This is a genomic window from Paenibacillus sp. SER-28 (assembly GCF_052906305.1).
Map to the genome: position 1 here is coordinate 80,324 of NZ_JBRECM010000011.1, position 24,634 is coordinate 104,957.

The following is a 24,634-nucleotide window of genomic DNA, read 5'->3' on the forward strand; positions in this document are numbered from 1 at the left end:
ACCGGAGAAGTGAACGCAATGAATAGTTCCAAACAAGCTGTACAATTTCGCCCATTTACCCGCACAGAGCACGCCTTCCAAAAGCTAAGAGTCTGCAAGCGTTGTGGGCAATTTACCGCCCTTTGGGAAGAAAAGTGCACATCATGTGGTCGGGATACACTAGTTCCTGTAGAGCAATATGCCAGACTCAGAGCCAAACGTTATTTTCGTAAAGACCTTGCTGTCAGTGTCATATTGCTGGCCGCTACTGTCTTTTTCGGCCACTCACCGCAACAAATGCTTTTGTGCGGTATCGTCGGTGCGCTTCTTCTGCTGCCCTTAGTGCTTCTACAGCAGGGTATTTATCCTTATGAACAGCGTAGGCAGCTTATACGTCTGTTCAGAGGTCGTATAGAGCAGATCCAGGAAGGACTAAACATTAATCATAAAAACGCGGTTGCCCTGCGGCAACTCAGTGAGCGTGTCTCCTATGAAATGCTGCGTGAGATGGCTGTACTCATTCACAATGATCGGATAAGGCTCCAGCAGGTCGCCCTGCTGCAATCTTTCGTTCTCCGCAAAGACATGGAATTAACGCTCGATCCCCTCCTGATCAAGAGCTTCGAGCCGCTTATGGTCAGATATATCGGAGAGATTGCCAGACTCAATCGTGAGCTGATCAAGGACCGGACATTCCGATACGTAGTCTTTTATGAGCGCCGTATTCTGGAATTGGCAGGGGGCGAAGATATTCTCGTCCGCGTAGCCAGTGCAGCTGTCCGTAAAAAGCGCTACGTAGTCACCCATGCCGCTTTCATTTCCAGATATGTACGCAAACTGCCAAAGGAACGAGTCCAGCGTTTATATCATATCATTCAAGAGAATCCGTTAGAACCCTTTGGAGATTTGGCCGATGAAGTAAAGATCATGTACCTGATGGAGCAGTATAAAAACTGATCTGTCCTAACGCCCTTCTATATATGACGTCATTACCATGACAAACCACTGCAATAAAGCAGCAAAAAACCGTCAGGATCACCTGGGTGGTATCGTCCCCTTCAAGTAGACACTCTTAAAAAACCTTGTGTGTTACCATGAGGGTATGAGTGAACCTGGAGGGGATTTTCGTATGGCTAACCAACTCAAAGTTTGGGTGAAGAAGGTTCGAAATGCTGAACCGCTCGATTGGCGCAAGGGTTCATCCAGCCTGATGAAGGGGCGTACACGTACCTCCTTTTCCTGTATCAAAGAAGAACGAGATTACTTTGATAGCTCAGGGGTGGACTACTTAAAAAGCGATATTCAAATCTGGTGACGGAGCGAAGCTCAGCGGTTTCAGGATAAACTCAAAAAGCGCGCCCGATCGAGTATCGGCACGCGCTTGCAGCTTAGCTTTTTTCATTCGTCTACTTGACAGGGGTATGACCACTCAAAGGATTCATTTTATTCCTCTTGGTACAAACTTATTTTTATTAAGATTCAGGCAAGCTCTGTCCTCCGTCGATAATAATTGTTTGTCCCGTGATGAAGCCAGCCTCCTTAGAGGCAAGAAATGCAGCTGCATGTCCCATTTCTTCAACGGTTCCAAACCGTTTCAATGGAATAGCTGGAAGCATGGTTTCAATGTATTCTGGGAAGGTTTGTATCATTTCAGTCATTGTATTACCGGGCATGATCGCATTGATTGTAATACCAAACGGAGCTAACTCAAGCGCTGCACTGCGAATAAAACCGAGTTGGGCAGCCTTACTGGCACCGTAATGCGACCATCCTACAAATCCTGTCGCCGGCCCAGTAATCGAAGATGTTAACACCACTCTTCCATATTCAGCTTTTTTTAAGAATGGCAGACAAGCCTGTAAAGAAAATAAAGCTCCACGCACATTAGTATTCATCACGCTATCCCATTCTTCAGCAACCATTTCTTCAATTGTAGTCATAGGGGCAATACCTGAGTTAGCACACAACACATCAATGCCGCTAAAGGCCACCGATACTGAATGTGCCATCATTTCCATAGAAGATCGATCTGTGACATCACCTCTAAAGCCTTGCGCGTATCCACCGGATGCTCTGATTTCGGCAGCGCATATCTCGGCCTCATCTAGGTTACGAGAAATAATGGCTACTTTAGCTCCCTTTTCAGCAAAGACTTTGGCGATTCCTTTACCAATCCCCTTACTCGAACCAGTTACAATAACCGACTTGTTTTCAAATGAACTTTCCATTATGTTTTCCCTCCTTCGGAGAGAGCATTTGCTCTCTAAATAGATCAAAAAAATTATCTTATAATAATATTAATAGATTGCATGACTAGATTAATCTTTTCCTGTGCACTTAATGTGCCTTTCCCTGGACAGAAGAAGGATTCAAAACGTTTTGATAATATTCACATTTTTTAGCATTGTCAATAAAGTGGACGCACAAGGCTACTTCCATATCTCGACATGGTTGAGCTCTCTTGAAGGAGTTTTGATTTGTCTCACATTAAGGGGGCAGTCCCCCTCCCCAACTCCGGACGTTTTTTTATTTTAGGATTATCATGTCTAATTAGCTGTCTTTTTTATTGGCCTTGCAGTTTCTGCTGCGCATGTCGAATGGAAGTAAAGTTAAGAGCACGCACTCCCTTGCTATCATACACAATAATCTCTTTATTCAAATATGGGTGTAGACCATTAAAATATCCAGGCATAATTAGTCTGCGCATAAATAGGTTTTTACCCAGTATACGGGGTGAATTGGTCGCTACAACAAGCATTTGCTGGGTTGCAGACCATGGGCTAGGTTGAATATATGACAGACAATACTCGCCTGCCGTAAAGTCGTCGCCCAATGTATACCCTTCCTCCGTACATGTAATTTGCAGATCGGCCTGGTGCTTTTGAAGCAGCTCATGTCTGGACAAGCCCGAAGTGATACAAATCACGTTGCTATCAGCCAGTGCTTCCTCCGTAATATCATTAGAAGACACCACGGGATAATGAACACCGATATACGGATTCCAAGTTGCTGTTCGTGGGCTAGCCAAGGCGTTCGCCGTCCGTCTCACCGCCTGCTCTTCCTCCGGTGTAGCATAGCTGGATGGAAGGACAATGTGAAGACGATCCATATAAACGTCAAGCACACCCATACCGTGGCTCAAAACGTTTCTTCCCACGCTTTTCGAGCCCACCGTTTTCATTTTGGCATCCGATTCTTTTGTAAAGCATCCACTGCTTTCTTCCTCCCGTTCGGCAATCAAACGGTATTCAGGTGAGGGGCGTTTATGTGACTGTGTTTTAACAAAGCGAAAGCGGCTGTATTCCCGCAAGTCCAACACGAAAATACGGGCTCCGATACGAACCTGGGCCAGCTCCAAGGGCATGACCTCTTGAGAAAGATGAATGATAAATTCTTCGGCGTGAACCGCCTCGATATCCAACTCACCTGTGGCACTCATTTCACCGTACAACTCAGCATATTCCTCATTTTCATCCATTCGCGTCAGTTCCAGCCAGTAAGCCCGGTTATGTCTCCCCCGTTCCGTCCGATAGGCAATACGCTGAGGTACGACATCTCTTCTCCATTGCATAAGCCAACCCAGTACGCCGTCCAGAAGTCTCAGCTCATGCGTATCCCAGTGATTAGACTGCCGCTCTACAACACCTCTAAAATGATCAGATAGAAGCTCTGTTACAGGGGCTGTGTATGCTTGTGCAAATAAGTAATCCTGATCTCCGCATACATTCAATATTGGCATATTCAACAGATTTATCAGATGCTTAGGATGTGGCGCTCCAGAGATAACCGCAATAGCCGCAAACCGAGAAGGATAAGCCTGTGCCATCGCCCAGGCAGCATATGCTCCGTTCGAATAACCCGTCAGATAGATCCGCTCTTCGTCCACTCGGTATGCTTGCAGTATGACATCCAGCGCCTCCAAAAAAGCAGCTTCTCCAATATAACTGCCCAACGTTACACCACGGCATGAAAAAGTAACAAATATAGCTTCCTCTTCCCAGCCTTGCCCAAAACCTCGATTCTGAAAATCCGGCAAACCCAGCTCATATCGCTTGCCTGGCATCAGGACGATCAGAGGATACTGTCGGTCAGTCGAGTAGCTTCTGGGAAGCTGAATGGTATAGCGTTGCAAACTATTGTCCAAGCGGGAGACAAAAAATCCTTCCCCAATTCCGTCATTAGACAAAAAAATGTGTTCTTCTTGAAGTAAGGATGGGGGCTGTGACTGTTCGGTATGTCCATTAGTGAAGATCTGTTTTAATAGCTTGATATATTCACGCACAATCCGGTAATCCCAGATTTCAAAAGGATCTTCCGGCAAATCCGTTAACCTTTTTAATTCCTCAAGCAGGCCCTCTATTTGTATTTTCTGCGCAGAAGGAAGAATATCTATAGCGCGGGCTTGAATGTACCGGTCATACTCTTCCTGCAAGCCCTCCACGACGACTGACAAAGGCCGCACAAGTGCCGAATACACTAAATGATGCTCCACAGCCTCATGATCCCGATATGTAACGGTGAAGTGCAGCATTCCCGTATTCCTGGCCTTTTCCTCATCCCAGTCATAGCTTTGCTCCTGCTCCCAATGTGCTGGAAAGCGATCCAGCTTTATGCCTTCATCATTCGTTACCTCGACCCATAACGTTTGATCTAAGGGAAGATCTATCCGATCCTTACGCAGTAAATAAAATAAGATCGGGCTGTCTTCACCCTCCCTGCCAGCACTTTTCTCAACCTCTAGCCATGCCATATGAAAACGTATATTACGGTCTACAAATTCACGATGCAGTTCTGCCACATCTGGTTCGTTGCATACCTGATTTCCACTGATACGAATAGAGCGGGCCTCCTCAGGAATAAACGCAGCAATGATAACTACCGTGTGATCGCCTTCCTCCAGATACAAGCGAAAAGGACCGGATTCCGCATATACCAGTGTGCCATCTATCCAAATTTGTCCCGTTCCTTCAAAGGGTCTGAAAATCACTTCCTGTGCAACCATACAACGAAGATTTGAAACCAGCAAAAGCCTTTCTTGTTCGGCCAAAGGCGGAAAAACACCTAGATTCAGTTCCGCAGTCCGAGGGTCTAGCTCGGTCAGTAATCGGCACGCTGCCTTTCCTCCGGCTGAAAGCTCTATTCCTTCTTCACCACAAGCCTTTTCCAAATTCCAATCCTCATGGGCAAAATAATTGGACCATTCCCTGCCCACACCGCAATTTTCCGGGAGGATGACCGGACCGACTGCATAAGCAGACCTCAGACGTACCGGATGATCCGACAGCACAGTTGTTGCTTTTTCCAGATGTGTGAACCTCATAACATTCCCCCTCCAGGTTTTTGTTTCCTCAGAGACGTAGTCGCGGTTATATCCCGTTTAACATTCAATTGAACTATATAAAACTATTCGTTATTACCTCTACGTACTCCTCTGTTCTTCTCAAAAAAGTAGCTATGATAAAAAACAAAAAAAGAGGCAGCCTCAGCTGCCTCTCTTGATCATTACGATTATTTTCTTACAATGCTGCCTGCAAGTCTTCGATCAAATCTTCCAGATCTTCAATCCCAACCGAAATCCGCACCAAACCTTCGGTAATGCCTAACTCTGCACGACGTTCTACCGGAATAGAGGCGTGCGTCATACGTGCCGGAACGCTAATCAGACTTTCAACCGCTCCCAAGCTTTCAGCTAGTGTAAAATATTTTACCTTTTTCAGAAGTGCAACCGCGTTAGCGTCACTACCTACATCAAAGGAAATGATGCCGCCAAAGCCTTCAGCCTGGGTTTTGGACAGTTCATGTTGTGCATGGCTTTCCAGTCCAGGGTAGTACACTTTGCTAACCTTCGGATGTTTTTCCAAAAAGGCTGCAATTTCCTTCGCATTTTTCTCAATCGCTTCCATACGCAGACCCAATGTTTTAATACCGCGGATCAATAACCAAGAATCCTGCGGTCCCAGAATAGCACCAATGGCGTTTTGCAGAAAATGCAGTTGCTCTCCCAGCTCGTCGCTGTTCACAACAGCCAGACCGGCTACAACATCGCTGTGGCCGCCCAAATACTTGGTAGCAGAGTGAATGACGATATCAGCCCCAAGTGTAATTGGCGTCTGCCAATAAGGGGTAGCAAATGTGTTGTCGACGATCAGTAAAAGATCATGTTTTTTTACAAGCTCCGAAACAGCGCGGATATCAGTAACCTTCAAAAGCGGGTTCGTTGGCGTTTCGACATACAATGCCTTCGTATTCGGACGAATTGCTTTGGAGATGGCTTCCAGGTCAGTCGTATCCACAAATGTGGATTCAATTCCGATACGGCTGAGCACTTTGCTTACAATACGGTAGGTGCCTCCGTATACATCATCGGTCAGCAAAATATGATCCCCTGCGTTAAACAGTGAAAATACCGCATGAATGGCTGCCATACCCGAACCGAAAGCAAAACCACGCTTTCCTTCTTCCAGATCCTTGATCAGCTCCTCCAGAGCAAACCGGGTCGGATTGCCTGTACGCGAATATTCGTATCCCTTATGGACGCCAATTTCCTCTTGCTCATAAGTGCTTACCTGATAAATAGGAACGTTAACCGCGCCTGTATGGGGATCGGTAGGAAGCCCGCCGTGAATCAGTTTTGTTTTGCGTTTCATTTTATATCCCGCCTTCATATATTTTTTTGCTCAGATAACGTTCGCTGCTATCCGGGAAAATGGTAACAATATGTGCGCCATCCGGTGCATTTTCTGCTTCCAGTAAAGCGGCATGTAAAGCAGACCCTGAAGAACTACCAACAAGAAGGCCTTCACGTGCAGCCAGTTCCTTGACACGGTCAAAAGCATCGACATCGCTAATGGTGTGAATGGCATTAAAATATCCTTTATCCACAAATTCAGGGATTAATTCCATGCCAATTCCTTCTGTTTTATGTGGGCCTGACTCGCCGCCATTCAAAATGGACCCTTCCGGCTCCACGATGACCGTTTTAAGGGCTGCATTTTGTTCCTTAAGATAACGCGAGGTTCCCATAAATGTTCCCCCCGAGCCTGCACCTGCCACAAATACGTCCACTTTGCCGTCCAGATCGTTCCATATTTCAGGTCCCATTGTCGTATAATATGCCTCGGGATTATCCGGATTACTGAATTGCCGTGGCAAGTAGGCATCTTTTATTTCAGCAGCCAATTCTTTTGTTTTTTCGATGGCTCCTTTCATTCCCTCACTTGTCGGGGTATGAACAATGCGTGCTCCCAATGCCTTCATCAGGTCCTGCTTCTCTTGGCTGAACTTCTCAGGCACAGCAAAAATAACCGAGATATTATAATGAAGCGCTGCCATCGCAAGACCAATACCTGCGTTGCCTGCTGTTGCTTCAATTAATGTCCCCCCTGGCTTCAGCTGACCTGTTTTTAATGCTTTTTCAATTAGAGCCTTCCCCACCCGATCCTTAACACTGCCGCCGGGATTCATAAACTCCAGCTTTGCAAACAGGCGAATTCCTCTCGGTAGAGAATAGCTGTTCAGCTCCACTAATGGCGTGCGTCCGATGAGTTCAAGGGTATTTTGATATACATTCATAATTTCAAGCTCCTTTTAATGGCGAATCCAAAATAAACCAATGGTCAAAAATTAACGCCTATTGTCGGAGAAGTTCGCTATCATCTCCGAGAAAACACAGTAATACGGTAAGTATTGATGCAATAAGATTTTATGTGTATTTGAAGCTTTTGTCAAATGGACCAGCCACAATACCCACACCCCCTGCCTGCTTGCTCGATATGATAGAGAAGATGTCACAAAATATCCTTGTGCAACATAAGGAGGAGTTCATATATGGGAAAGCAATTTCTGAAGATAGCTGCCGTATATTTTGCCCTCAGTGTGCTGCTTAGTGTAATTATTGGCTTGTCGGGTGATCACAGCCTATCCAATATTCAGTCTCATACCCATTTACTGGGTTGGATTGCACTTGGAGTTATAGGTCTGATCTATGTGACCTTTCCTGCACTTTCAGTTACTATTCTGGCACATATCCATTTTTGGATGCATAATATCGGTCTGCCCGTGTTGATATTGGCGATTATAGGTGAAAATTACAAGGTTCCAGAGGCTGGAGTTTGGATCGTCATAGGATGGGTGTTACTCGCCGGGGGAACTATGCTGTTTATGGTGAATGTGTGGGATAGACTGCGCTAAAGCAAATAAGTTCTCTTCAATGCCATAAAAATAAGGAGCCTGATCATGTCAGGACTCCTTGATATCTTCATTATATGTTAGCTATATACCAGCTTTGCTAGCTAAGTGTTCTATACTATTACTTCACTGTTTCATCCTGTACATGTTCTTTACAGAAGGTCTCAACAGCTTGCAACTCATCATCTTCAAGTTCAAGATCAATGTAACGATTCGTTACTTTTTCAATTAATTCATACTTTAGCAGTCCCGTCTTTTCTTCGTCTACTAAATAAAGACAACGGATATACAGTCCGTTTTCAGTGTATAGCTCGTCGTCCTCCTCCACCTCTACATCAATGATAAATTCATAACGCTGTCCAGTCAAAATACCAAAAGCATCTTTAATCTGATCTACTGTGTACGTTGTAAAGTTCAACATGTTTTTATTCCCCCCAGGTTTCCTTCAATTACGGTGCATTCTACGCCCGCAGGCAGTAGTTGTTCAACTTGTGTACGTACTTCTTGACGACTCAAATCCTGGCCCATGATGGATATCCAGCCCCGATCATTACGCGAGCGAATTAAACGCCCTATGCCTTGTCTGAGTCTAAGTGCCATGTGAGGCATATCTATCTGAATAAACGGATCTGCTGCATCCTTGCGCAGAGCCGTAAAAACCGGATCATTCGGAGGAAATGGCAGTGACCAGATAATCACGTGCGACAGAGAAGGTCCAGGAATATCCAATCCTTCCCATAATGTAACAGCGCACAACACACTTTCCTCATCATTCTGAAAAGCTGAGATCAGATGGCTGATTTCAGCCGAACCTTCGTACAGAAAACGATAGGTAGACGCCTCCGGGTAGGCAACGAGACCCGTCTGGAATGCAGCCAGTTCTTCCTGTGAAGGAAACAGGATAAGCGCTCTTCCCTGTGATTTCTCCAGCAGTGCCAGTGCTCTCGGGATTGGATCATCCCCCGCTTGCAACGGGTACAGTGCAGCTTGCATCTGATCGCTGTAGTCATAAGGTGAAGCAACAGAAAACGTTAACGGATTTTCAATACCAAGGCTCTGCGCCATATAGTCAAATGAGCCCTCTACGGAAAGTGTAGCTGAAGAGAATACGATCGGTATATGCTGCGCAAATACTCGTTCTTTGAGAATCTCTTTTACCATCTTCGGCATAACCACAAGCGTTAATCCATCCTGATCCTCCATCACCCACGAAATGAGAAGTTCAGGACGCTTAAACAAAGCCAACGCGGTTTGAATCATTTCCAAATGTTCTTCCACAATTTTGACTTGATACTCATCCAAAGAGAATAGTCCGCTTTCAAATACAAGCTCTTCTTCGATCGTGCCGATCAGTTCACCAAAGCGGTTTACCTCTCTAATCAGTGACTCATTCAGAATGAACTCCTTGCGATTAGAACCCTGTACAGGCTGACTGTTCTTATCAAGCGCAGCGAACAAAGCCTCACTTTGGGAGATCGCATCTTCGATCGTCATTGCCAAAGATTCCCGTACTTCTCCCTCCAGCAATCGGGTAATTATAGATTCAAACTGAGCGTGCTTAAGCTTGTAGGTAAGCGCATTTTGTGCCGCTGTCTCCAGCAAATGCCCTTCGTCAAAGACAACAGAGCTGTGCTCCGGCAGCAACGGCAGCTGACCCTCGCGCTTTCTCGCTTCGTAGGTCCATACATGCTCCATATAAAAGTCATGAGAGCAGATGACCAGATCTGCCGCTTTACGGTAATGATCACGAGACAACGTCTGACCGCAACGATGCCGCTGATGGCAAACGAGACAGTCTTGAAATACATCCCATCCGAGTCTGCTCCACTGTCCATCTGTTAGCTCGGGATATTCCTTTCGGTTCCCGTAAGGAGTAAAGGATTGTAACGTATCTGGAAAATGAACAAAATCCGGCAGTTCCAGATAAATATCACGGAAAACATCTGCGTCCTCATCCAGTCCGCCTCGTACCTCATCCAGCTTATTCAGACAAATATACTGATCCGGCGACTTCCCCAATCTGGCATCAATCGTCAGATTCAAATGCTGTGCCAGCTTGGCAATATCCCCTTCCGGCTTTACCAATTGTTCAATTAACGATTCGTCCGCACAGGCGATAATCGCCGGTTTTCTCATGTATCGAGCATATGCAATAGCGTACAGCAGGTATACGAGCGTTTTACCAGTGCCCACACCCGCTTCTGCAAAAATGGTCTTTTTTTCCTTATAGGCACGTTCTAGCTGGAATGCCATATAAATTTGTTCATCCCGAACCTCAAAGCCGACTTCAGGCAAAACTTCATAAAATACATCCGCAATCCAGTCACTTGCCTGCTCAATAAACGGCTTGGACGGATCAAAGGCAAAAGGGTAAGTAGTCAATCGGGCTGTGCCTCCAATTCGTTCATAATGTGCATCCTTTCATTATAACGCAAAACAAGCTAAAAAGAACATGAAAACTGTAAGAACAGCTTACATTTTTTATTTCGCTATAAGAATCCCTTTAAAATAAAGGGACATACTTTTGTCTGAGTGAGACGCTACGTGTAGCATTTGATCCTACGATCGCTGTTGCCCCAGGATTCTCAGATTTTCATAAACCTTTAAAAGGTAAGAATCCCATGGCAAAGGCGAACGCTACGCTTCTCCATATTCAAATCCTCCACTACGCTGCACACCACCGTAGTATCGTTATTTTATAAATGAAAAATGTCTCGCTTTCCTGACAAAAAAAGTAAAACACCATAACAAAATGAAAAAACAAATAACCACCTAATGTATTGCAAGCATTAGCTGGTTTCTTGTTAATTGAAGAATATGCATTAAACAGAAGCTTTGGTGATCTCCTCTAATACTTAAAGAAAAGACGATTGCTGCCCATATCGCTGCAATTCTTTTTTATGTACAACAAAGGTGTTGGTACAAAGATCGTGGAGTCCCTGTTTTTTAGCAGTAAAAGCAACCACAATATAAATAATATGAGCAATTACAAAAGAAATAGCCTTTATCCAATAACGCCCTGAGGCGTGTAAAAATCCAAGGCGTTTTCCTTCCTTGTCCACGACAACCAAAGAGAACGCAAGCTTACCCGGTGTAGCCTGAACTTTCGATGACTCCCATAAACCACAATACAGCCATGGTAGCACGAGCCAAAGAATCAGCGGCCACAACATAAGCAGTACTTGTATGAAACCCGTCTCCTTTATGCCCAGAAGATCTGGGATAATGTAAATTGCGCCCCCTACTAAAAGGACTATGGCAGTAAGGATGATCAGATCAATCAAAAACGCTGCTGTTCTTATCCAAAATCCTCCGTATATTCTTTTTGTACTATCACTTGTTGCTGTCATGATATGTATGACTCCTTTTGCAAATGAGATTTAAAATCCAGTTTATCCCTTTATCCAAGAAGATATCATACGGTTACCCACCTATATTGTCAATTTACGAGCAAATGCTCTTAAACAAGTAAAAGGACCTATTTCCATGCATCAAAATGAAAATTTTCATAGGAATTAAGAGCTTATATACAATGATTTTTCTCTGATTGGGTACAAAACAAGCGCAGCTATGATCTTTAACTACCCATAAGTAGTACTTTGGCATCGAAATAAATCCAGCCTTTTCATGCATAAAAAACAGCGTATATGTAAATGAAATTACACACACGCTGTCTCACAATTCATTCTGCAAATCTGACAAATTATAGGACGATTAAAAATAAGTTCGTTCTTGCACGCTTATACACTATATTTTTTGCATTCAACACTAAACAAACCTTCTTCACCGCGCAGCTTTGCCAATGCCTCGACAAAGAAATAATCGCCATAGATAATGGGAACGTTGATGTATTTTTGCTCAGGATAATGTACGGTTCCGTTCAACAGCAATCCCTCATGCTCCTCGCCCCACGCTGTACACGTATGATGCAAGCCCTCGAGGATAGATTCTGCTGCTTCTGTAAAATGTTCCGCACGCGCCGAATATTTTGCCAGCTCCAGCAAACCACTGGCCGCAATTGCCGCAGCCGATGAATCCCATGCCCCGCGGTGCTCTTCCTCTGCTCTAAAATCCCACACAGGCAGGCAAGCATCACCCAGCTGGGATAGAAAAAAATCAGCCGTGTTCTCGGCCACCTTCAAATAACGCGAATCGCGCGTGTACCCGTACGAAAGCGTAAAACCATACAAAGCCCAAGCCGTGCCGCGTGCCCAGGCAGAACCGGGAGCAAATCCCTGTCCGCCATGCTCGGCGACCTTTTTTCCAATCTCCGGATCGAATTCAACTACATGTGCGATAGAGCCGTCCGAACGGACAAATTCACGTGCTATGGTATCTGCATGCTGCACAGCGAGAGCGGCAAAACGCGGATCTCCGCTTTCCTCCGAAGCCCAATAAAGCAAGGGTAGATTCATCATACTGTCTATAATCGCAACGCCCCGTGTATCCATGTCCTTCGAGGGGAAGTTCCACGCGCGAATAAAACGGCCATTCACGTTAAAACGGGCAGCCAGCAGATTGGCAGCCAACAACCCACGTCTTCTGGACTCTGAATCTCCGGTCATCCGATGGGCGGCCACACCGCTGAGCAGCCAAATAAAGCCAAGATCATGGTCTACAGCTTCGCTATTATAGAGTATTTTTTCCAAACGACCCTCGCACCGCTGTGCAATCCCGGCAGCCACACTGTCAGGACGCGCCCGATTGACCAGCCACAGCAGCCCCGGATAAAAACCTGCTGTCCACCACGCTTCTTCACGATTATCATAACGTCCACCCTCAGCAACATGTGGAAAAGCGTCTCCCAGTCTTGCCGCCAAGGCAAGCGTCTTATCCAAAGCCAGCTCCCACGATTGCTCCAGCCAAGCTTCTGCTTTCGTCATTTCTTTTTCCTCTCCTTTTTCCACATATTAAATCATATTTATGGCTCTAGCTCTATTTATTCAGGTAACCGAATGATAAAGGAAATGCGGTTGCCTTCACATTCCATACGCGCTCCCTTAAGTAACCCATTCCGACAGGCCACGGAAGCTAATTCTTCCGGCCATACCACGTTCGTTCCTTCCGTCGTCGGGATGACTTCGAGGCTTGCACCTGCGTATTCTACTCGAATGCTTTCCGTTTCTTCCCCGGCTGACATGACATGATGAATAACGCTGCGCTCCCGACCGTCATACGACATTAAGGGAATAAGCGCCCCTACATTCTGAATATTGCCTTGAAGCTCATACGCCACTTCAATTTTGCCGGGTACCTGACGATAATGCGTTCGGATTTCCCTCACTCCCGGGAACGGGCCTTCCCACAGGAGTGTAAAATCCGTTGCTCCGTCAGACGCTGAGCTTTGTTCCATCTGTACGGTTCCTCCACCATCCTGCGGGTCAATCCCTCCATCCCGGTCGAACTCCAGCGTACCGGGAATACCTTCCGACAAGCTGTGCCACTTTCCGTCCTCCGTTTGCCAGGCCGGGGTATAGCTTAGCGGGAAAATATCTCCGTCCGCGAAGCCTGTAAAGCCGCGGTCTGCATGACCTGCTGAGGACGGACCGATCAGCGACGGCAGCGCAGACTGCTGAATACGCACGATGCCCGGAACATTGTACGGATCGTTGACCGATGTTTGCACAAGCATTTGCTGCCCCTCTACGGCTGCAATGACAGTCTGGAACCAACCGTCCGTTGCCAACACCCGGCTGCCGATCTCCGCCGGGATGAAGGTTGGGGAAATGCGATCCATCTCCTCACCATGTAGAAGGGTGTGGGCCAGCACAGCCGCCGTCCACAGACTGTAGCAGGTATGATTCGAGTACACCTCAAAGCCATGCCGTGCCTCGGACGAATAATGGTTGCGGACGATATGCAGCTTGCCGTCATCGGTCTGCCAGCGGCTAATCGCTTGCCAGCATAGATCTGCTGCCCGTCGGAACGCACCTGCGAGCCCATGCTCTCCTGCTGTAAAAGCCTGCTGAGCATGTGTTGTAAAGACAAAGGCCGCCGCCGCTTCGTTCCACTGATGCTGCGCGCTTCTTCCACGCGGCGGAATTTCCCCGTGCGGGGATAGCGCCAGCAATGTGCTGAGCGCTCCCCTGCGAAGGTGGTCACGCAGTTCGAGTGCGCAGCTGCCATCATATCCGTTCTGCAGCATTACGCCCAAATGAAAACGTGTAACGATATCGTAGGCAAATGGACTATTGGGCCGATCCAGCGGTCCATCCTGGTACAGGCCCAAGCCGGTAAAACGAGGCAGGTGGTAGCTGCGGATATACGTCTCCATCCATTCCGAATCGGCTGCAATTCCTTCCGCTGCACGCAAAAACTCGCCGGAAATCATAATCGCATTCCAGTTGATCATCCGGTTCGGATTTTTCATTTTGCTCATCGTAAAAATGTAGGTCTGCTCCGGCTGAATCCTGCTCAGTTGCTGTTTCCAAGCCGTGGCTTGCTCTGGCAGCAAATTTTTAAGGAGCCGATACGCGCCCATCATCATAATTGGAAAAAAGTCTGGGTGGTGATCTGGAGCTTTTTCCTCCACTACACAAGCTATGCTATGCGTCAAGGCCGCAGCAGCAGATTCCAGTAAATCATGCCGGCCTTCTTTAACCAACACCGCCGCTGCCAACGCATAGGACGGGGTGGAGTAGTACCGTTCACTTTCAGAATGGGGGTCAATGATAGCTCCGGTATCATCCTGATGCAGGGCATATGCGCGAACCAGCTTTTCCAGCACGGCCAGCTTACGTTGGTGAGTCCATCCGTCATTCACTCGATTTGGCGCGCTTTCCACCTGTTCTATAAATCTCTCCAGTTCCGTCTGCCAAGGGTACACGCTGCCTGTCTGCAGCTTATTCATCCTGTCTGCCTCCCATTCAAAATGAAAATTAATGTATGGTAAAAAACAGATTGCAATCTACGCTTGCAGAATCGCTCCAGTAATTGGAGTCTAGTTGCAGCGATGTTTTATAAAACACAAAGGGAGCTCCGTCATGATCTATGTGCTTCACAGCCTCCAACCCCGCCCGCAGCACGCCGGCATCATAATCTAGCCTGACGACTGCGTTCGCTCCCTTCCATTCTACGAAGCCTGTTCCCAGATTAGGCTGAATACAACTGATGAAAAACTCCTCCACATCCCATGACTTCATGCTCACGCCAGACGTTTCAAACTCAAAATGATCGGTGACGGTAAGCCTTGCCCCCTCGTTTCCCTCCAGCACATTCCATATAAAGGAGCGGGTGAAGACCGCCAATTCTTCTACGGGATAAGCAGATGTCAAGTCAAGCTTAAGCCTTGTGCCCGTCTGTACCTCCTCCTGCTCATCCAAAGCAATATCCAGCACAACCGCCTTTGCCTTTGCGCCCGATTGCTGTAAAGTCCCATTGATGACAGGCACGGAATGACCACCAGAGGAGATATTAATAATTGACTCTCGTCCCGATGAAAAATAGGCTTTCGTGTACAAGCCTGCTCCCAGATCACACAATAGATTTTCGCCACCGCCATGAAGGATAAAATGTCCAAGATCGTTATGATTGTGCGGTTCATTGTTATGCCCAGCCTTCGCTGAAAAAGCAAGCATGACACCTGGTTCACCCTTTTGGCTTCTGGGTCCACTATGGCTGGAACTGCGGCTGCGGCACATCAGCCAACCGAGTTGCGGCAAATAATTGGCAACGGTCTCACCGCTCCCAAATGCCAAAGAATTCGTCCAAACCAGGTTACGCAATACATGAGCCCAGCGGCGACAGGGGTCTTCCAACAGACCAGGTACGCGGAAAGGGAGTGTAGATGGTCGTTCTTGCAATGAATTCAACTGAGAGATGAGTCCGGAAGGCAATCGTTCCGTTTCACTACTGTCCGAATAATTAGCGAAAATTCCATTCGACAGATGAACCCGCTCTGCAAAGGCTGCGATTTGCCTAACCTTTTCCGAGTTCAGAATATCCACAGCTCCCTCGGTAAACTCACGCAGCATATCGGCAAAATAAATGAAATAACCAAAGCCGTACACCCAGTATCCTACGCCTTCGGGGCATCCCCCGTCCTCACTATAGCCTGCCAAAAAACAATCCAGCGCGCCCAGCATACTCTCGATGGCTACCGCTCTGGAAGAGTCATCTTCTACCAGCAGCAGTGCTACAATTCCGCAACCGGAAGCACATACTGCCGACCAGTTATGATCTGCGGTTTCCCATCCAAAATGACGAGGCTTCCAAAAAACAGGTTCCAGTACACGACGTTCGATCTCTTCGTGCACCTGAGCGACCACATGGCTAGCCAGTTGTTCTCCTAGCAGCAATAAAATTTCAACCAGCGTTTGTGCTGTTTCGGACGCGAATAAATCCACCTGCTGCCAAGGCGGTGTTACGGTGTCCTCTTCATTGACATGTGCAGGAAGCGCCCATGTGTACTCACTGCATATGTCCAGCAGACCGCTTTCCACCTCTTTCATCTTTCGAGGCTCCGGCTTGACAACAGCTTCCAGCACTATAGCAACCAGTCGTCCACGCCGTTCAAAGTACACATCCTCATACGGCTTGCGCTCTCCTGTATTAGCAAATTGCCGAAACAGAGACAACGGCAGTTCATGCCATGATGCTTCCCGATTATCTTTACAGACACGCTCAATATCCATCCAAAGCTCGGCGTATATCGGCTCAGAGACAGTCGTCCGTAGCCTTTTTGTCCAATTACTCCTTAACCGTTGCCTTGCTGAATCCTGCATGCCGCCAGCCAGCGCCTTAACGAGCCGCGAAGCAGGCCAAGCCTCCCTCAGAAGACTCATCTGCATTTCCTCCTCATGAGAAGCATTTGTTTCACCTTCTTTTTTGTTAACGCTTTCATTGTATCTAACAATCATTGTAAATTCAAAGGGGTAGCAAAACAATTGAGAAAAAATAAAAGAACCTCTATGCCCCGTTGCCGTGGTCATGGAAGTTCTTGTTTTACACTAGTGCCAATCTCCGTCCAGATTCGCTTTGATCATGTTTTCTAAACTGTGGGGTTCTCTTGTTTCCACTTTCTAATCCCGTCATCCTCCAGAATACCCAGTGCTGCATCTGAGATATTAGGATCACGCAGCAAAGCGTCCTCGACTCTAAATTTAATATCGTCAGCATCTGCCAGCGTCATGCCCGGCGTAAGCTCAATCAACCCTTCCACGTGATAATAGCGTCCCTCCTGTAAAATACGCATTTGATAAATATCCGTAACATGCGTATCTGCGAGAATAATGGAAGCCACACGTTCTTCGATATCAGGAGGAGCAGATACACCGATCAAACCTACCATGTTGTCGTAACCGACCCGGAAAGCAACACCGACCATCAGACAACCGATGAGAATACTTGAAATGCCGTCCAGCAGTTTAAAATCTGTCAGCGATGTGACCACCACTGCTAGCAAAGCGAGTACTCCACCCGTTGTTGCTACCAAATCTTCATAAAACACCAGCCGGGTTGGCGGTGCAGCACGCCCCACATGGCGGAACGCAGAGGTGAAAATGCCTAACCCCTTCGCTTCTACTCTGGATTCATGCAGCACTTCTTTCATCGCTTTGCTCCATACAAATCCGTCCACCACCAGTGACAAAATCAGTACTATAACATTAATCCAAAATCCATGTGTAGATTCAGCCGGATGCTGCAGCAAATGAATGCCTTCCAATGCGGTTTCATAGGCCATAATCGTTACGACAATAACGGCAACCATACAGAACAGGTTAATCACTCGTCCAAAGCCGGTAGGAAAGCGTTTTGTCGGTTTTTTCTCTGCCAGTACACTGCCCGCGAATACAAACATTTGATTCACTGCATCCGCAATGGAATGCATCATCGTAGCAAACATAGAACCGCTGCCTGTCAAGGCAAAAGCAATCCCCTTAATCAAGGCAATGCCGGTATTCCCTAACGCCGCCGAGCCTGAGGATTTGTTTCCTTTTTTGACCATACTCCAAAAGGAGTCCTCTTTCTGTTTCACTTCCATCTTGTAGCTCCTCCTGAGGTATACATAATGTGATATATCATCGTTTGTTATGTATTATTTTTAACCCGTCCATATTCTACCTAACCATCTGAGGAGAATCAATACAAACGATAATATTTTCCATGGAAAAGGAATGCCCCATGTCCCCTACGACATGAAGCATTCCCGTTACAACCTTCTATCAGACATACCCTCAGGTTAACAACACAGATAATCTCCATGCGCTGACGATTGACATAAGTGCCTATTTACCAGCTTGATTTCGTAATTCCTGGAATTTGACCTTTATGTGCCAACTCGCGGAACGCGATTCGAGACAGCTTGAATTTGCGCAAATATCCTCTAGGTCTGCCTGTCAGCTCGCAACGGCTTTTCATGCGGGTTGGAGATGAGTCACGCGGAAGCTTTTGCAAAGCTTCGTAGTCCCCTTTTGCTTTCAATTCACGTCTCAGATCCGCATATTTAGCTACAATTTCCTGGCGTTTCTTCTCTTTTACGACTTTTGACTTCTTGGCCATGTAAAGCTCCTCCTTGTGATATATGCCAATCATGAAGGTTCACCATCACTACCGCGGGATGGATGAACACGGATATGGATATGATTTTACACCTTAAATAGTAATCATTACGATTACTATTTAATATAACGTGCTCCAGGTAGGTTGTCAACCCAAGCGGTTTGAATCACAACATTAAAAAGCCGTTGAAACAGTAGAACCGATTCATTGTGGTGAACGGTCTGCCGTTTCAACGGCTTTAAAATTTGTTGACTAGCTTTGTTCATTCAGGCAAATGGCAAGCTACCCAGTGATCTGGACGAGCCTCACGATAGAGTGGAATCTCTTTGGAGCAACGATCGATTGCAAAGGGGCAGCGAGTATGGAACTTGCAGCCCGAAGGCGGATTAACCGGACTAGGAATATCCCCCTTGAGCAAAATACGTTCTCTCTTCAGCTTCGGCACCGGAATAGGTACAGCCGACAGCAACGCCTTCGTATACGGATGCAACGGATTCCCGAATAGCTCGTCACGCGATGCCGTTTCGACCATGGAGCCTAAATACATCACGCCAATACGGGAACACAAATGTTCCACCACGCTCAAATCATGCGAGATGAACAAATATGTCAGACCCCGTTCGGCCTGCAATTTGGCGAATAGGTTAATAATCTGCGCCTGTATGGACACATCCAGCGCTGATACCGGCTCATCAGCGATAATTAGATCCGGCTGAAGCGCCAGCGCTCGGGCAATGCCGATCCGTTGGCGTTGACCTCCCGAAAATTCATGGGGAAAACGGTCGATATGATACTCTGACAATCCACATAGCTTGAGCACGTCCAGCACAATCTGCCGGACCTCCTCCTTCGTTGCTATATCGTGATCCAGTAGCGCCTCACCAATGGCATCACCAATCCGTACACGCGGATTCAGCGAGCTATATGGGTCTTGAAAGATCAGCTGAATTTTGGGACGAAGTTCCTGCATCCCTTTGGCAGACAAGCTGTGCAGATCCACCCCTTTGTATTTTACGGTACCGTCCGTTTTATCCGTCAATCTAACAATCGTGCGGCCCACCGTGCTTTTACCGCTCCCCGATTCCCCTACCAATCCGAAAGTTTCACCCTGACGGATCGTAAAGCTGATATCGTCTACTGCCCGCACATGTCCTGAAGTACGGTTCATAAACCCGGACTTCACCGGAAAGTACGTTTTTAAGCGGTCTATTTCCAACAACGGCTCAGCCATGAACAACCGCCTCCTCATATAACCAGCAGGATGCTTTCTGCTGAGCTGAAACTTCCTTTAATGTAGGCTCCTTTACACGACAAATGTCCATGCAATGCCCACAGCGGTCGTGAAAATAACAGGAAGTCGTCAGCTCCAGCGGATTAGGGACCTGCCCGGGAATGGAATACAGTTCCTCTTGGCGCTGATTAAGCACCGGTTTGGATTTTAGTAACCCTTGTGTATAAGGATGCTTGGGATGATTAAACAGCTGTACGACTTCGCCTTCCTCGACGATCTTGCCTGCATACATCACAATGACGTAATCAGCCATTTCGGCGACAACACCCAGATCATGGGTGATTAGCATGAGCGACATATTGGATTGGGCTTTAAATTCACGCAGCATATCCAGGATTTGCGCCTGAATCGTTACATCCAGCGCCGTCGTTGGCTCATCCGCGATAAGCAGCTTGGGACCACAAGAAACAGCAATGGCAATCATAATTCGCTGCAGCATCCCCCCGCTCAGCTCATGCGGATAGCTTTTTAAAATCTGCTCCGGCCGGGATATACCAACCTGTTCGATCAGCTCCAGTGCTCGCTTACGAGCTTCCTTACGGCCCATTTTCAAATGCTCAATCAGTGGTTCGGATAGCTGTTCACCAATGGTCATGACTGGATTCAATGAAGACATCGGCTCCTGAAAGATCATGGATATTTCATGTCCGCGAATCGTGCGCATCTCATTTCTGCTAAGCTCTAGCAGATCGGTTTCCTCAAAGCGGATGCTTCCGCCTGCCACTTTACCACCAGGACTCTGGATCAGACCCATGATGGACATCGCGGTAATACTTTTGCCGCATCCCGATTCACCGACAATGCATACCGTTTCCCCCGGCTTCACACGGAAGCTGATATCATCCACCGCTTTAACCGTTCCTTCTTCTGTATAAAAATGAGTGCTTAAATGTTCAATAGAAAGTAAATTGTCCATGGTGTATGATCACCTACCTCTTATGTTTCGGGTCAAGTACATCCCGCAGCCCGTCACCAAAAATATTAATAGCGATGACTGTAGCAAAAATAGACAGTCCTGGCGGTATCCACAACCACGGTCGTTGCTGAAAATCCAGCACATTGTTAGCGGCATCAATCATATTGCCCCAAGTCGGTGTCGTGGGCAGCACGCCAAGGCCAAAGAAGCTGAGTACAGATTCACTCAAGATAGCTCCGCCAATATTCAATGTAGCGATAACGATCAACAACGGTAAAATATTCGGCAGCAGATGTTTGAACAGCTTTCGACGATTCGAGAGTCCCAGTACCGTCGCGGCTTGCATAAATTCACGTTCCCGCAAACTAAGCATCTGGCCCCTCACCATCCGTGCAATCCCCGGCCAGTTGACTAGACTAAGCATCAACATGACAATATACATCCGCTGATCGGGTGGAACCTTCCAGTCAGATAGCAGCGCGCCCATAATAAATAGCAGGGGCAAACTGGGAATCGTCAGCAGCAAATCAGCAACACGCATAATAATCTGATCCGCAATCCCGCGAAAATATGCGGATATGACCCCCAGCGTAGCCCCCAAAAAGACTGACAATACCATTGAGGCTAAACCCACGGTAAGAGAAATTTGACCTGCTTGCATCACGCGTGTCATCACATCCCGCCCCAGCTTGTCAGTTCCTAACCAGTGATGGATATTGGGCGCCTTGTTCATCATTAATATATTTGTTTTGTTATCGGAATAAGGAGAACATAACGGACCGATAAAACAGAGCAAAAACATAAATACCACGACGAGCAGACCAACCATAGCAAGCTTGTTTCTGAACAGCTGCCGGAGCGCTTGCTGCCACATTGAAGATTTAACAGTTGTTCGCAGTCTGCCGTTGCTCTTGCTCAAATTACTGCTCACGGATGACATTCCTTAGCCCCCTTCTTACACTTTCACACGCGGGTCCGCGATGCGATACAAAATATCGGACAACAGTGTCCCGATAACGCTCAATATGGCAATCAGCATCGTAAAGCCCATAAGTAGCGGATAATCCCGGAGCGAAAAGGATTGCATGTACAACTGACCGATTCCTGGCCAATTAAAAATCTTTTCAATAATCAGGGACCCGCCAAACAGCGCAGGTAATTCGAAGCCAACGAGCGTAATGGCAGGCAGCAATGCATTTCTCAATGCGTGCGTAAAAAGTACCTTTCTTTCCTTTAAGCCCTTTGCACGGGCTGTGCGTATATAATCCTGCTGGATCACGTCGATCATATTGCTACGGAAGTAGCGGGTCAACGACCCCAGTCCCAGCAGCGTCATAACGATCACTGGCAAGGTCATATGCTGGAGAACCTCCTTCACATATTCCATACCTGTAGCGTTACTGCCCGTATTGAGCATGCCACCGGGTGGCAACCACTTCAGGTCAACCGCTGCAATTTTAATCAGATACAACCCGATAAAAAAGGAGGGCACAGACATGGCAGCGAAAATCACCACCATTACCAAAGTATCAAACCATGAATACTGCTTATAAGCAGCAACCACACCGATAATGACCGCGATAAACCAGGTCAGGAAGGTCGATACAACGGCCAACAAAAACGAGTTCCAGATATACTCATTAAATAAGGTCAGCACCGGCTTCTGCTGGGCAAGCGAATAACCAAAATTTCCATGCAACGCATTGCCCAGCCAATTTCCATAGCGTTCAAGAATAGGCTTATTCAGGCCGTAAATTCCCCTCAGCTCCGCCTTTCTCTCTGGCGACAGCTTCAGATTGCCGCTAATGAAATCTCCCGGTGTCATGGCATACAGGAAAAAAATCATCATCGAAGCGGCCAACAAAATAATAACCATATATGTCAGTCTTTTCGTTAAAAACGAGCTCATGACAGACTCCTTTCAATTCAAGGTCAGGCTACTCATTACGTTTTCCCCAATTGGGAGGCCCCTTGATCCGAACCTGATGTTCTTCACAAGGGGCCCGCAAATGTGGCTTATTTAAGGGACCATTCGAACAGATTACCAGACAAGCCAATGAACGGACTGACCTTTACATGTTCCATCCGACCATTGTAGGCATACACCGTCTTCTTATAGTTGGTAAAAATAACGGGCAGTTCATCGTTTAGCAGCACATATAATTCTTGATATATTTTCTTCCGTTCTTCCATATTCGTTGTAGACAAGCCTTTTTCATATAGCTCTTTTACCTTTGGATTGTTATATCCCTTGACTTCTCCATTGACGAATTGCTCGATTCCATCTGATGGATCTGTCAGCATGCCTGTCGAGAAGGCGGCAAGATCATAATCTTTACCTTCTACTTTGGCGACCATTGCATTAAAGTCTGCAAAGATTTCCGGTTGAAGGTCAACACCAATCGCTTTGTAATTTTCAGCCGCAAGCGCAATAAAGGTGTCTGTTTCTGGACGTTTAGAGGTCAGCAGGTGAATGGTCAGCTTCTGTCCGTTTTTCTCACGGATACCGTCACTACCTTCTACCCAACCCGCTTCATCCAGCAGCTTTTTCGCTTGCTCCGGGTCGTAGTTGTATGGATTGATTCCATCGGTCGTGTAAGACCAGAATATTGGGGAAGCTGGAATGTTTGCAACTGCCCCTGCTCCCTGAGCTGCGTCGACATAAATGCTTTTCCGATCCAGTCCATAGGTCAATGCTTGACGAACCTTTTTATCCTTCAGCTTTTCATTTTCCAGATTGACTTGCAAATATCCGTAAGTGCTAGGGGTATACGGCAAAATGTTTAAAAAGCCAAGCCCTTTTAGTTTGTCGATATTCTCCTGCGTTGCGGTGAAGGATGCAAAATCGGTATCGCCTGTTTCTATGAATTGCCAAGCGTCGCCTTCTGCTGTTTTGTAAATGAAATGCTGTGTTTTCGGTTTGCCTTTGAAAAAGTAATCATTCGCCTCCAGACGAACTTCTTGCCCCGGAATGAATTTTTCTAACTTATAAGCCCCATTTCCCAGAGGACTACTATGTAAATTTTTAAAATAATCCAGCTCTCCGAACTTGTAATCCTTGCCGTAGTAGGCTTTGGACAGTACATACTCACCCAGAATCGGCAAAGCCAGCGCGTTTGGTTTTTCCAACGTCGCAGAAATGGTCTGCTCATCAATCACCTTGATTCCTGCAATTTGTTTTGCCTTGCCTTCCGTATAGTCTTTGCCGCCTTTAATGTTCAGCTTTCGGATTTGGCTGTCACCAGGATAGGCTTTGTCATAGATCAACGTCCAGGTAAAAGCGACATCCTCAGCTGTCAAAGGAGAGCCATCACTGAATTTTGTACCGGGAACCAGATGAAACCTATACGTTAGATTATCCTTGGAAATATCCCAGCTCTTAGCCAGATTGGGCAGCGGAAGCCCCTTCTCGTCTACCGTGACCAGCGGAGTCCACAACTGCGAAATCACGTTGCCGTCATAGCCGCTTTGGTTAAAATACGGAGTAAACACCCCAGCTGGGTCAGTCAGACCAACAATAATCGTGTCGCTTCTCTTTTGGGACACTTCCGGCAATTTGGATAAATCAGAAGCTTGTACCAGACTTGTTAATGGCTGCGCTGTAGCGGCTGTCTGTGCGGCATCACTATTTTGCGAAGCAGCATCGCTAGCGCTATCTGATCCACCACTAGAGCAAGCTGCTAATAAGGTAGAACTTGCCAGAAGTAGACTGCTGAGTAGAATGATTCTCTTTTTCAAAATAATCCCCCCAAGTTAATTTA

20 protein-coding genes are annotated in these 24,634 nt (G+C 46.8%); 3 read left to right on the plus strand and 17 right to left on the minus strand.

The features are described 5' to 3' along the window. The first annotated feature begins 18 nt into the window (after positions 1-18). Positions 19-936: a hypothetical protein gene (locus ACUYLD_RS21100; protein ID WP_254351321.1), complete on the plus strand. Its 918-nt coding sequence runs from the start codon at positions 19-21 to the stop codon at positions 934-936. A gap of 172 nt (positions 937-1,108) precedes the next feature. Beyond that, positions 1,109-1,294 carry a hypothetical protein gene (locus tag ACUYLD_RS21105; protein WP_446675924.1) on the plus strand — a complete coding sequence of 62 codons (186 nt, stop codon included), beginning with the start codon at positions 1,109-1,111 and terminating at the stop codon, positions 1,292-1,294. Positions 1,295-1,451: 157 nt separating this feature from the next. Here ACUYLD_RS21105 and fabG read toward each other — a convergent pair whose 3' ends face one another. From fabG to ACUYLD_RS21125, 4 genes are all read right to left on the minus strand, one after another. Then, positions 1,452-2,207 carry a 3-oxoacyl-ACP reductase FabG gene (gene fabG / locus ACUYLD_RS21110; RefSeq protein ID WP_165175452.1) on the minus strand — a complete coding sequence of 252 codons (756 nt, stop codon included), beginning with the start codon at positions 2,205-2,207 and terminating at the stop codon, positions 1,452-1,454. 335 nt (positions 2,208-2,542) lie between these two features. After that, entirely contained in the window at positions 2,543-5,299 is a 2,757-nt protein-coding gene (locus ACUYLD_RS21115) for a PHB depolymerase family esterase (RefSeq protein WP_446675925.1), read from the minus strand. Positions 5,300-5,495: 196 nt separating this feature from the next. Beyond that, positions 5,496-6,626, minus strand: coding sequence for a bifunctional cystathionine gamma-lyase/homocysteine desulfhydrase (locus ACUYLD_RS21120; protein WP_061831934.1), 1,131 nt, complete (start codon positions 6,624-6,626; stop codon positions 5,496-5,498). A gap of 1 nt (position 6,627) precedes the next feature. Further along, positions 6,628-7,551 carry a PLP-dependent cysteine synthase family protein gene (locus tag ACUYLD_RS21125; protein WP_023988377.1) on the minus strand — a complete coding sequence of 308 codons (924 nt, stop codon included), beginning with the start codon at positions 7,549-7,551 and terminating at the stop codon, positions 6,628-6,630. 255 nt (positions 7,552-7,806) lie between these two features. Here ACUYLD_RS21125 and ACUYLD_RS21130 point away from each other — a divergent pair, with 255 nt between their 5' ends. Next, positions 7,807-8,169, plus strand: a complete 363-nt coding sequence (locus ACUYLD_RS21130) for a hypothetical protein (RefSeq protein ID WP_446675926.1) — start codon at positions 7,807-7,809, stop codon at positions 8,167-8,169. A gap of 118 nt (positions 8,170-8,287) precedes the next feature. Here the strand turns inward: ACUYLD_RS21130 and ACUYLD_RS21135 are convergent, their stop codons facing one another. The 13 genes from ACUYLD_RS21135 to ACUYLD_RS21195 form a co-directional block, all read right to left on the minus strand. Then, complete coding sequence (locus tag ACUYLD_RS21135; RefSeq protein WP_061831931.1) at positions 8,288-8,587, minus strand: DUF6509 family protein; 300 nt, start codon at positions 8,585-8,587, stop codon at positions 8,288-8,290. Further along, a complete protein-coding gene (locus tag ACUYLD_RS21140) occupies positions 8,581-10,548 on the minus strand; it encodes an ATP-dependent DNA helicase (protein ID WP_446675927.1) in 1,968 nt (655 codons plus the stop codon). The genes ACUYLD_RS21135 and ACUYLD_RS21140 overlap by 7 nt, the downstream gene beginning before the upstream one ends. A gap of 473 nt (positions 10,549-11,021) precedes the next feature. Further along, on the minus strand, positions 11,022-11,516 hold the full coding sequence (locus tag ACUYLD_RS21145) for an RDD family protein (protein ID WP_061831929.1): 495 nt from the start codon (positions 11,514-11,516) through the stop codon (positions 11,022-11,024). 390 nt (positions 11,517-11,906) lie between these two features. Beyond that, the gene (locus tag ACUYLD_RS21150; protein ID WP_446675928.1) at positions 11,907-13,049 is read right to left on the minus strand and encodes a glycoside hydrolase family 88 protein; all 1,143 of its coding nucleotides are present in this window, start codon (positions 13,047-13,049) and stop codon (positions 11,907-11,909) included. 56 nt (positions 13,050-13,105) lie between these two features. After that, entirely contained in the window at positions 13,106-15,016 is a 1,911-nt protein-coding gene (locus ACUYLD_RS21155) for a glycosyl hydrolase (protein ID WP_322171758.1), read from the minus strand. A gap of 28 nt (positions 15,017-15,044) precedes the next feature. Continuing rightward, on the minus strand, positions 15,045-16,949 hold the full coding sequence (locus ACUYLD_RS21160) for a heparinase II/III domain-containing protein (protein WP_446675929.1): 1,905 nt from the start codon (positions 16,947-16,949) through the stop codon (positions 15,045-15,047). Positions 16,950-17,155: 206 nt separating this feature from the next. After that, the gene (locus tag ACUYLD_RS21165) at positions 17,156-18,148 is read right to left on the minus strand and encodes a cation diffusion facilitator family transporter (protein WP_446675930.1); all 993 of its coding nucleotides are present in this window, start codon (positions 18,146-18,148) and stop codon (positions 17,156-17,158) included. 248 nt (positions 18,149-18,396) lie between these two features. After that, complete coding sequence (gene rpsN / locus ACUYLD_RS21170) at positions 18,397-18,666, minus strand: 30S ribosomal protein S14 (protein WP_069291797.1); 270 nt, start codon at positions 18,664-18,666, stop codon at positions 18,397-18,399. 262 nt (positions 18,667-18,928) lie between these two features. Next, positions 18,929-19,897 (minus strand): ABC transporter ATP-binding protein, encoded by a 969-nt coding sequence (locus ACUYLD_RS21175; RefSeq protein ID WP_322171755.1) that lies wholly within the window; start codon positions 19,895-19,897, stop codon positions 18,929-18,931. Continuing rightward, positions 19,890-20,873 (minus strand): ABC transporter ATP-binding protein, encoded by a 984-nt coding sequence (locus ACUYLD_RS21180; RefSeq protein WP_076160234.1) that lies wholly within the window; start codon positions 20,871-20,873, stop codon positions 19,890-19,892. Before ACUYLD_RS21180 ends, ACUYLD_RS21175 begins: the two co-directional genes overlap by 8 nt. Before the next feature lie 13 nt (positions 20,874-20,886). Next, positions 20,887-21,813: an oligopeptide ABC transporter permease gene (opp4C, locus tag ACUYLD_RS21185; RefSeq protein WP_446675931.1), complete on the minus strand. Its 927-nt coding sequence runs from the start codon at positions 21,811-21,813 to the stop codon at positions 20,887-20,889. A gap of 15 nt (positions 21,814-21,828) precedes the next feature. Further along, positions 21,829-22,782: an ABC transporter permease gene (locus tag ACUYLD_RS21190; protein ID WP_061831922.1), complete on the minus strand. Its 954-nt coding sequence runs from the start codon at positions 22,780-22,782 to the stop codon at positions 21,829-21,831. A 107-nt stretch (positions 22,783-22,889) separates the two neighbouring features. Beyond that, on the minus strand, positions 22,890-24,611 hold the full coding sequence (locus ACUYLD_RS21195) for an ABC transporter substrate-binding protein (RefSeq protein ID WP_446675932.1): 1,722 nt from the start codon (positions 24,609-24,611) through the stop codon (positions 22,890-22,892). Positions 24,612-24,634: the final 23 nt, after the last annotated feature.

Bases quoted from the DNA above. Each gene is read 5' to 3' on its own strand.
- ACUYLD_RS21100 (WP_254351321.1), top strand. From the start codon at position 19: ATGAATAGTTCCAAACAAGCTGTACAATTTCGCCCATTTACCCGCACA.
- ACUYLD_RS21105 (WP_446675924.1), top strand. From the start codon at position 1,109: ATGGCTAACCAACTCAAAGTTTGGGTGAAGAAGGTTCGAAATGCTGAA.
- fabG (WP_165175452.1), bottom strand. From the start codon at position 2,207: ATGGAAAGTTCATTTGAAAACAAGTCGGTTATTGTAACTGGTTCGAGT.
- ACUYLD_RS21115 (WP_446675925.1), bottom strand. From the start codon at position 5,299: ATGAGGTTCACACATCTGGAAAAAGCAACAACTGTGCTGTCGGATCAT.
- ACUYLD_RS21120 (WP_061831934.1), bottom strand. From the start codon at position 6,626: ATGAAACGCAAAACAAAACTGATTCACGGCGGGCTTCCTACCGATCCC.
- ACUYLD_RS21125 (WP_023988377.1), bottom strand. From the start codon at position 7,551: ATGAATGTATATCAAAATACCCTTGAACTCATCGGACGCACGCCATTA.
- ACUYLD_RS21130 (WP_446675926.1), top strand. From the start codon at position 7,807: ATGGGAAAGCAATTTCTGAAGATAGCTGCCGTATATTTTGCCCTCAGT.
- ACUYLD_RS21135 (WP_061831931.1), bottom strand. From the start codon at position 8,587: ATGTTGAACTTTACAACGTACACAGTAGATCAGATTAAAGATGCTTTT.
- ACUYLD_RS21145 (WP_061831929.1), bottom strand. From the start codon at position 11,516: ATGACAGCAACAAGTGATAGTACAAAAAGAATATACGGAGGATTTTGG.
- ACUYLD_RS21150 (WP_446675928.1), bottom strand. From the start codon at position 13,049: ATGACGAAAGCAGAAGCTTGGCTGGAGCAATCGTGGGAGCTGGCTTTG.
- ACUYLD_RS21155 (WP_322171758.1), bottom strand. From the start codon at position 15,016: ATGAATAAGCTGCAGACAGGCAGCGTGTACCCTTGGCAGACGGAACTG.
- ACUYLD_RS21160 (WP_446675929.1), bottom strand. From the start codon at position 16,949: ATGAGTCTTCTGAGGGAGGCTTGGCCTGCTTCGCGGCTCGTTAAGGCG.
- ACUYLD_RS21165 (WP_446675930.1), bottom strand. From the start codon at position 18,148: ATGGAAGTGAAACAGAAAGAGGACTCCTTTTGGAGTATGGTCAAAAAA.
- rpsN (WP_069291797.1), bottom strand. From the start codon at position 18,666: ATGGCCAAGAAGTCAAAAGTCGTAAAAGAGAAGAAACGCCAGGAAATT.
- ACUYLD_RS21175 (WP_322171755.1), bottom strand. From the start codon at position 19,897: ATGGCTGAGCCGTTGTTGGAAATAGACCGCTTAAAAACGTACTTTCCG.
- ACUYLD_RS21180 (WP_076160234.1), bottom strand. From the start codon at position 20,873: ATGGACAATTTACTTTCTATTGAACATTTAAGCACTCATTTTTATACA.
- opp4C (WP_446675931.1), bottom strand. From the start codon at position 21,813: ATGTCATCCGTGAGCAGTAATTTGAGCAAGAGCAACGGCAGACTGCGA.
- ACUYLD_RS21190 (WP_061831922.1), bottom strand. From the start codon at position 22,782: ATGAGCTCGTTTTTAACGAAAAGACTGACATATATGGTTATTATTTTG.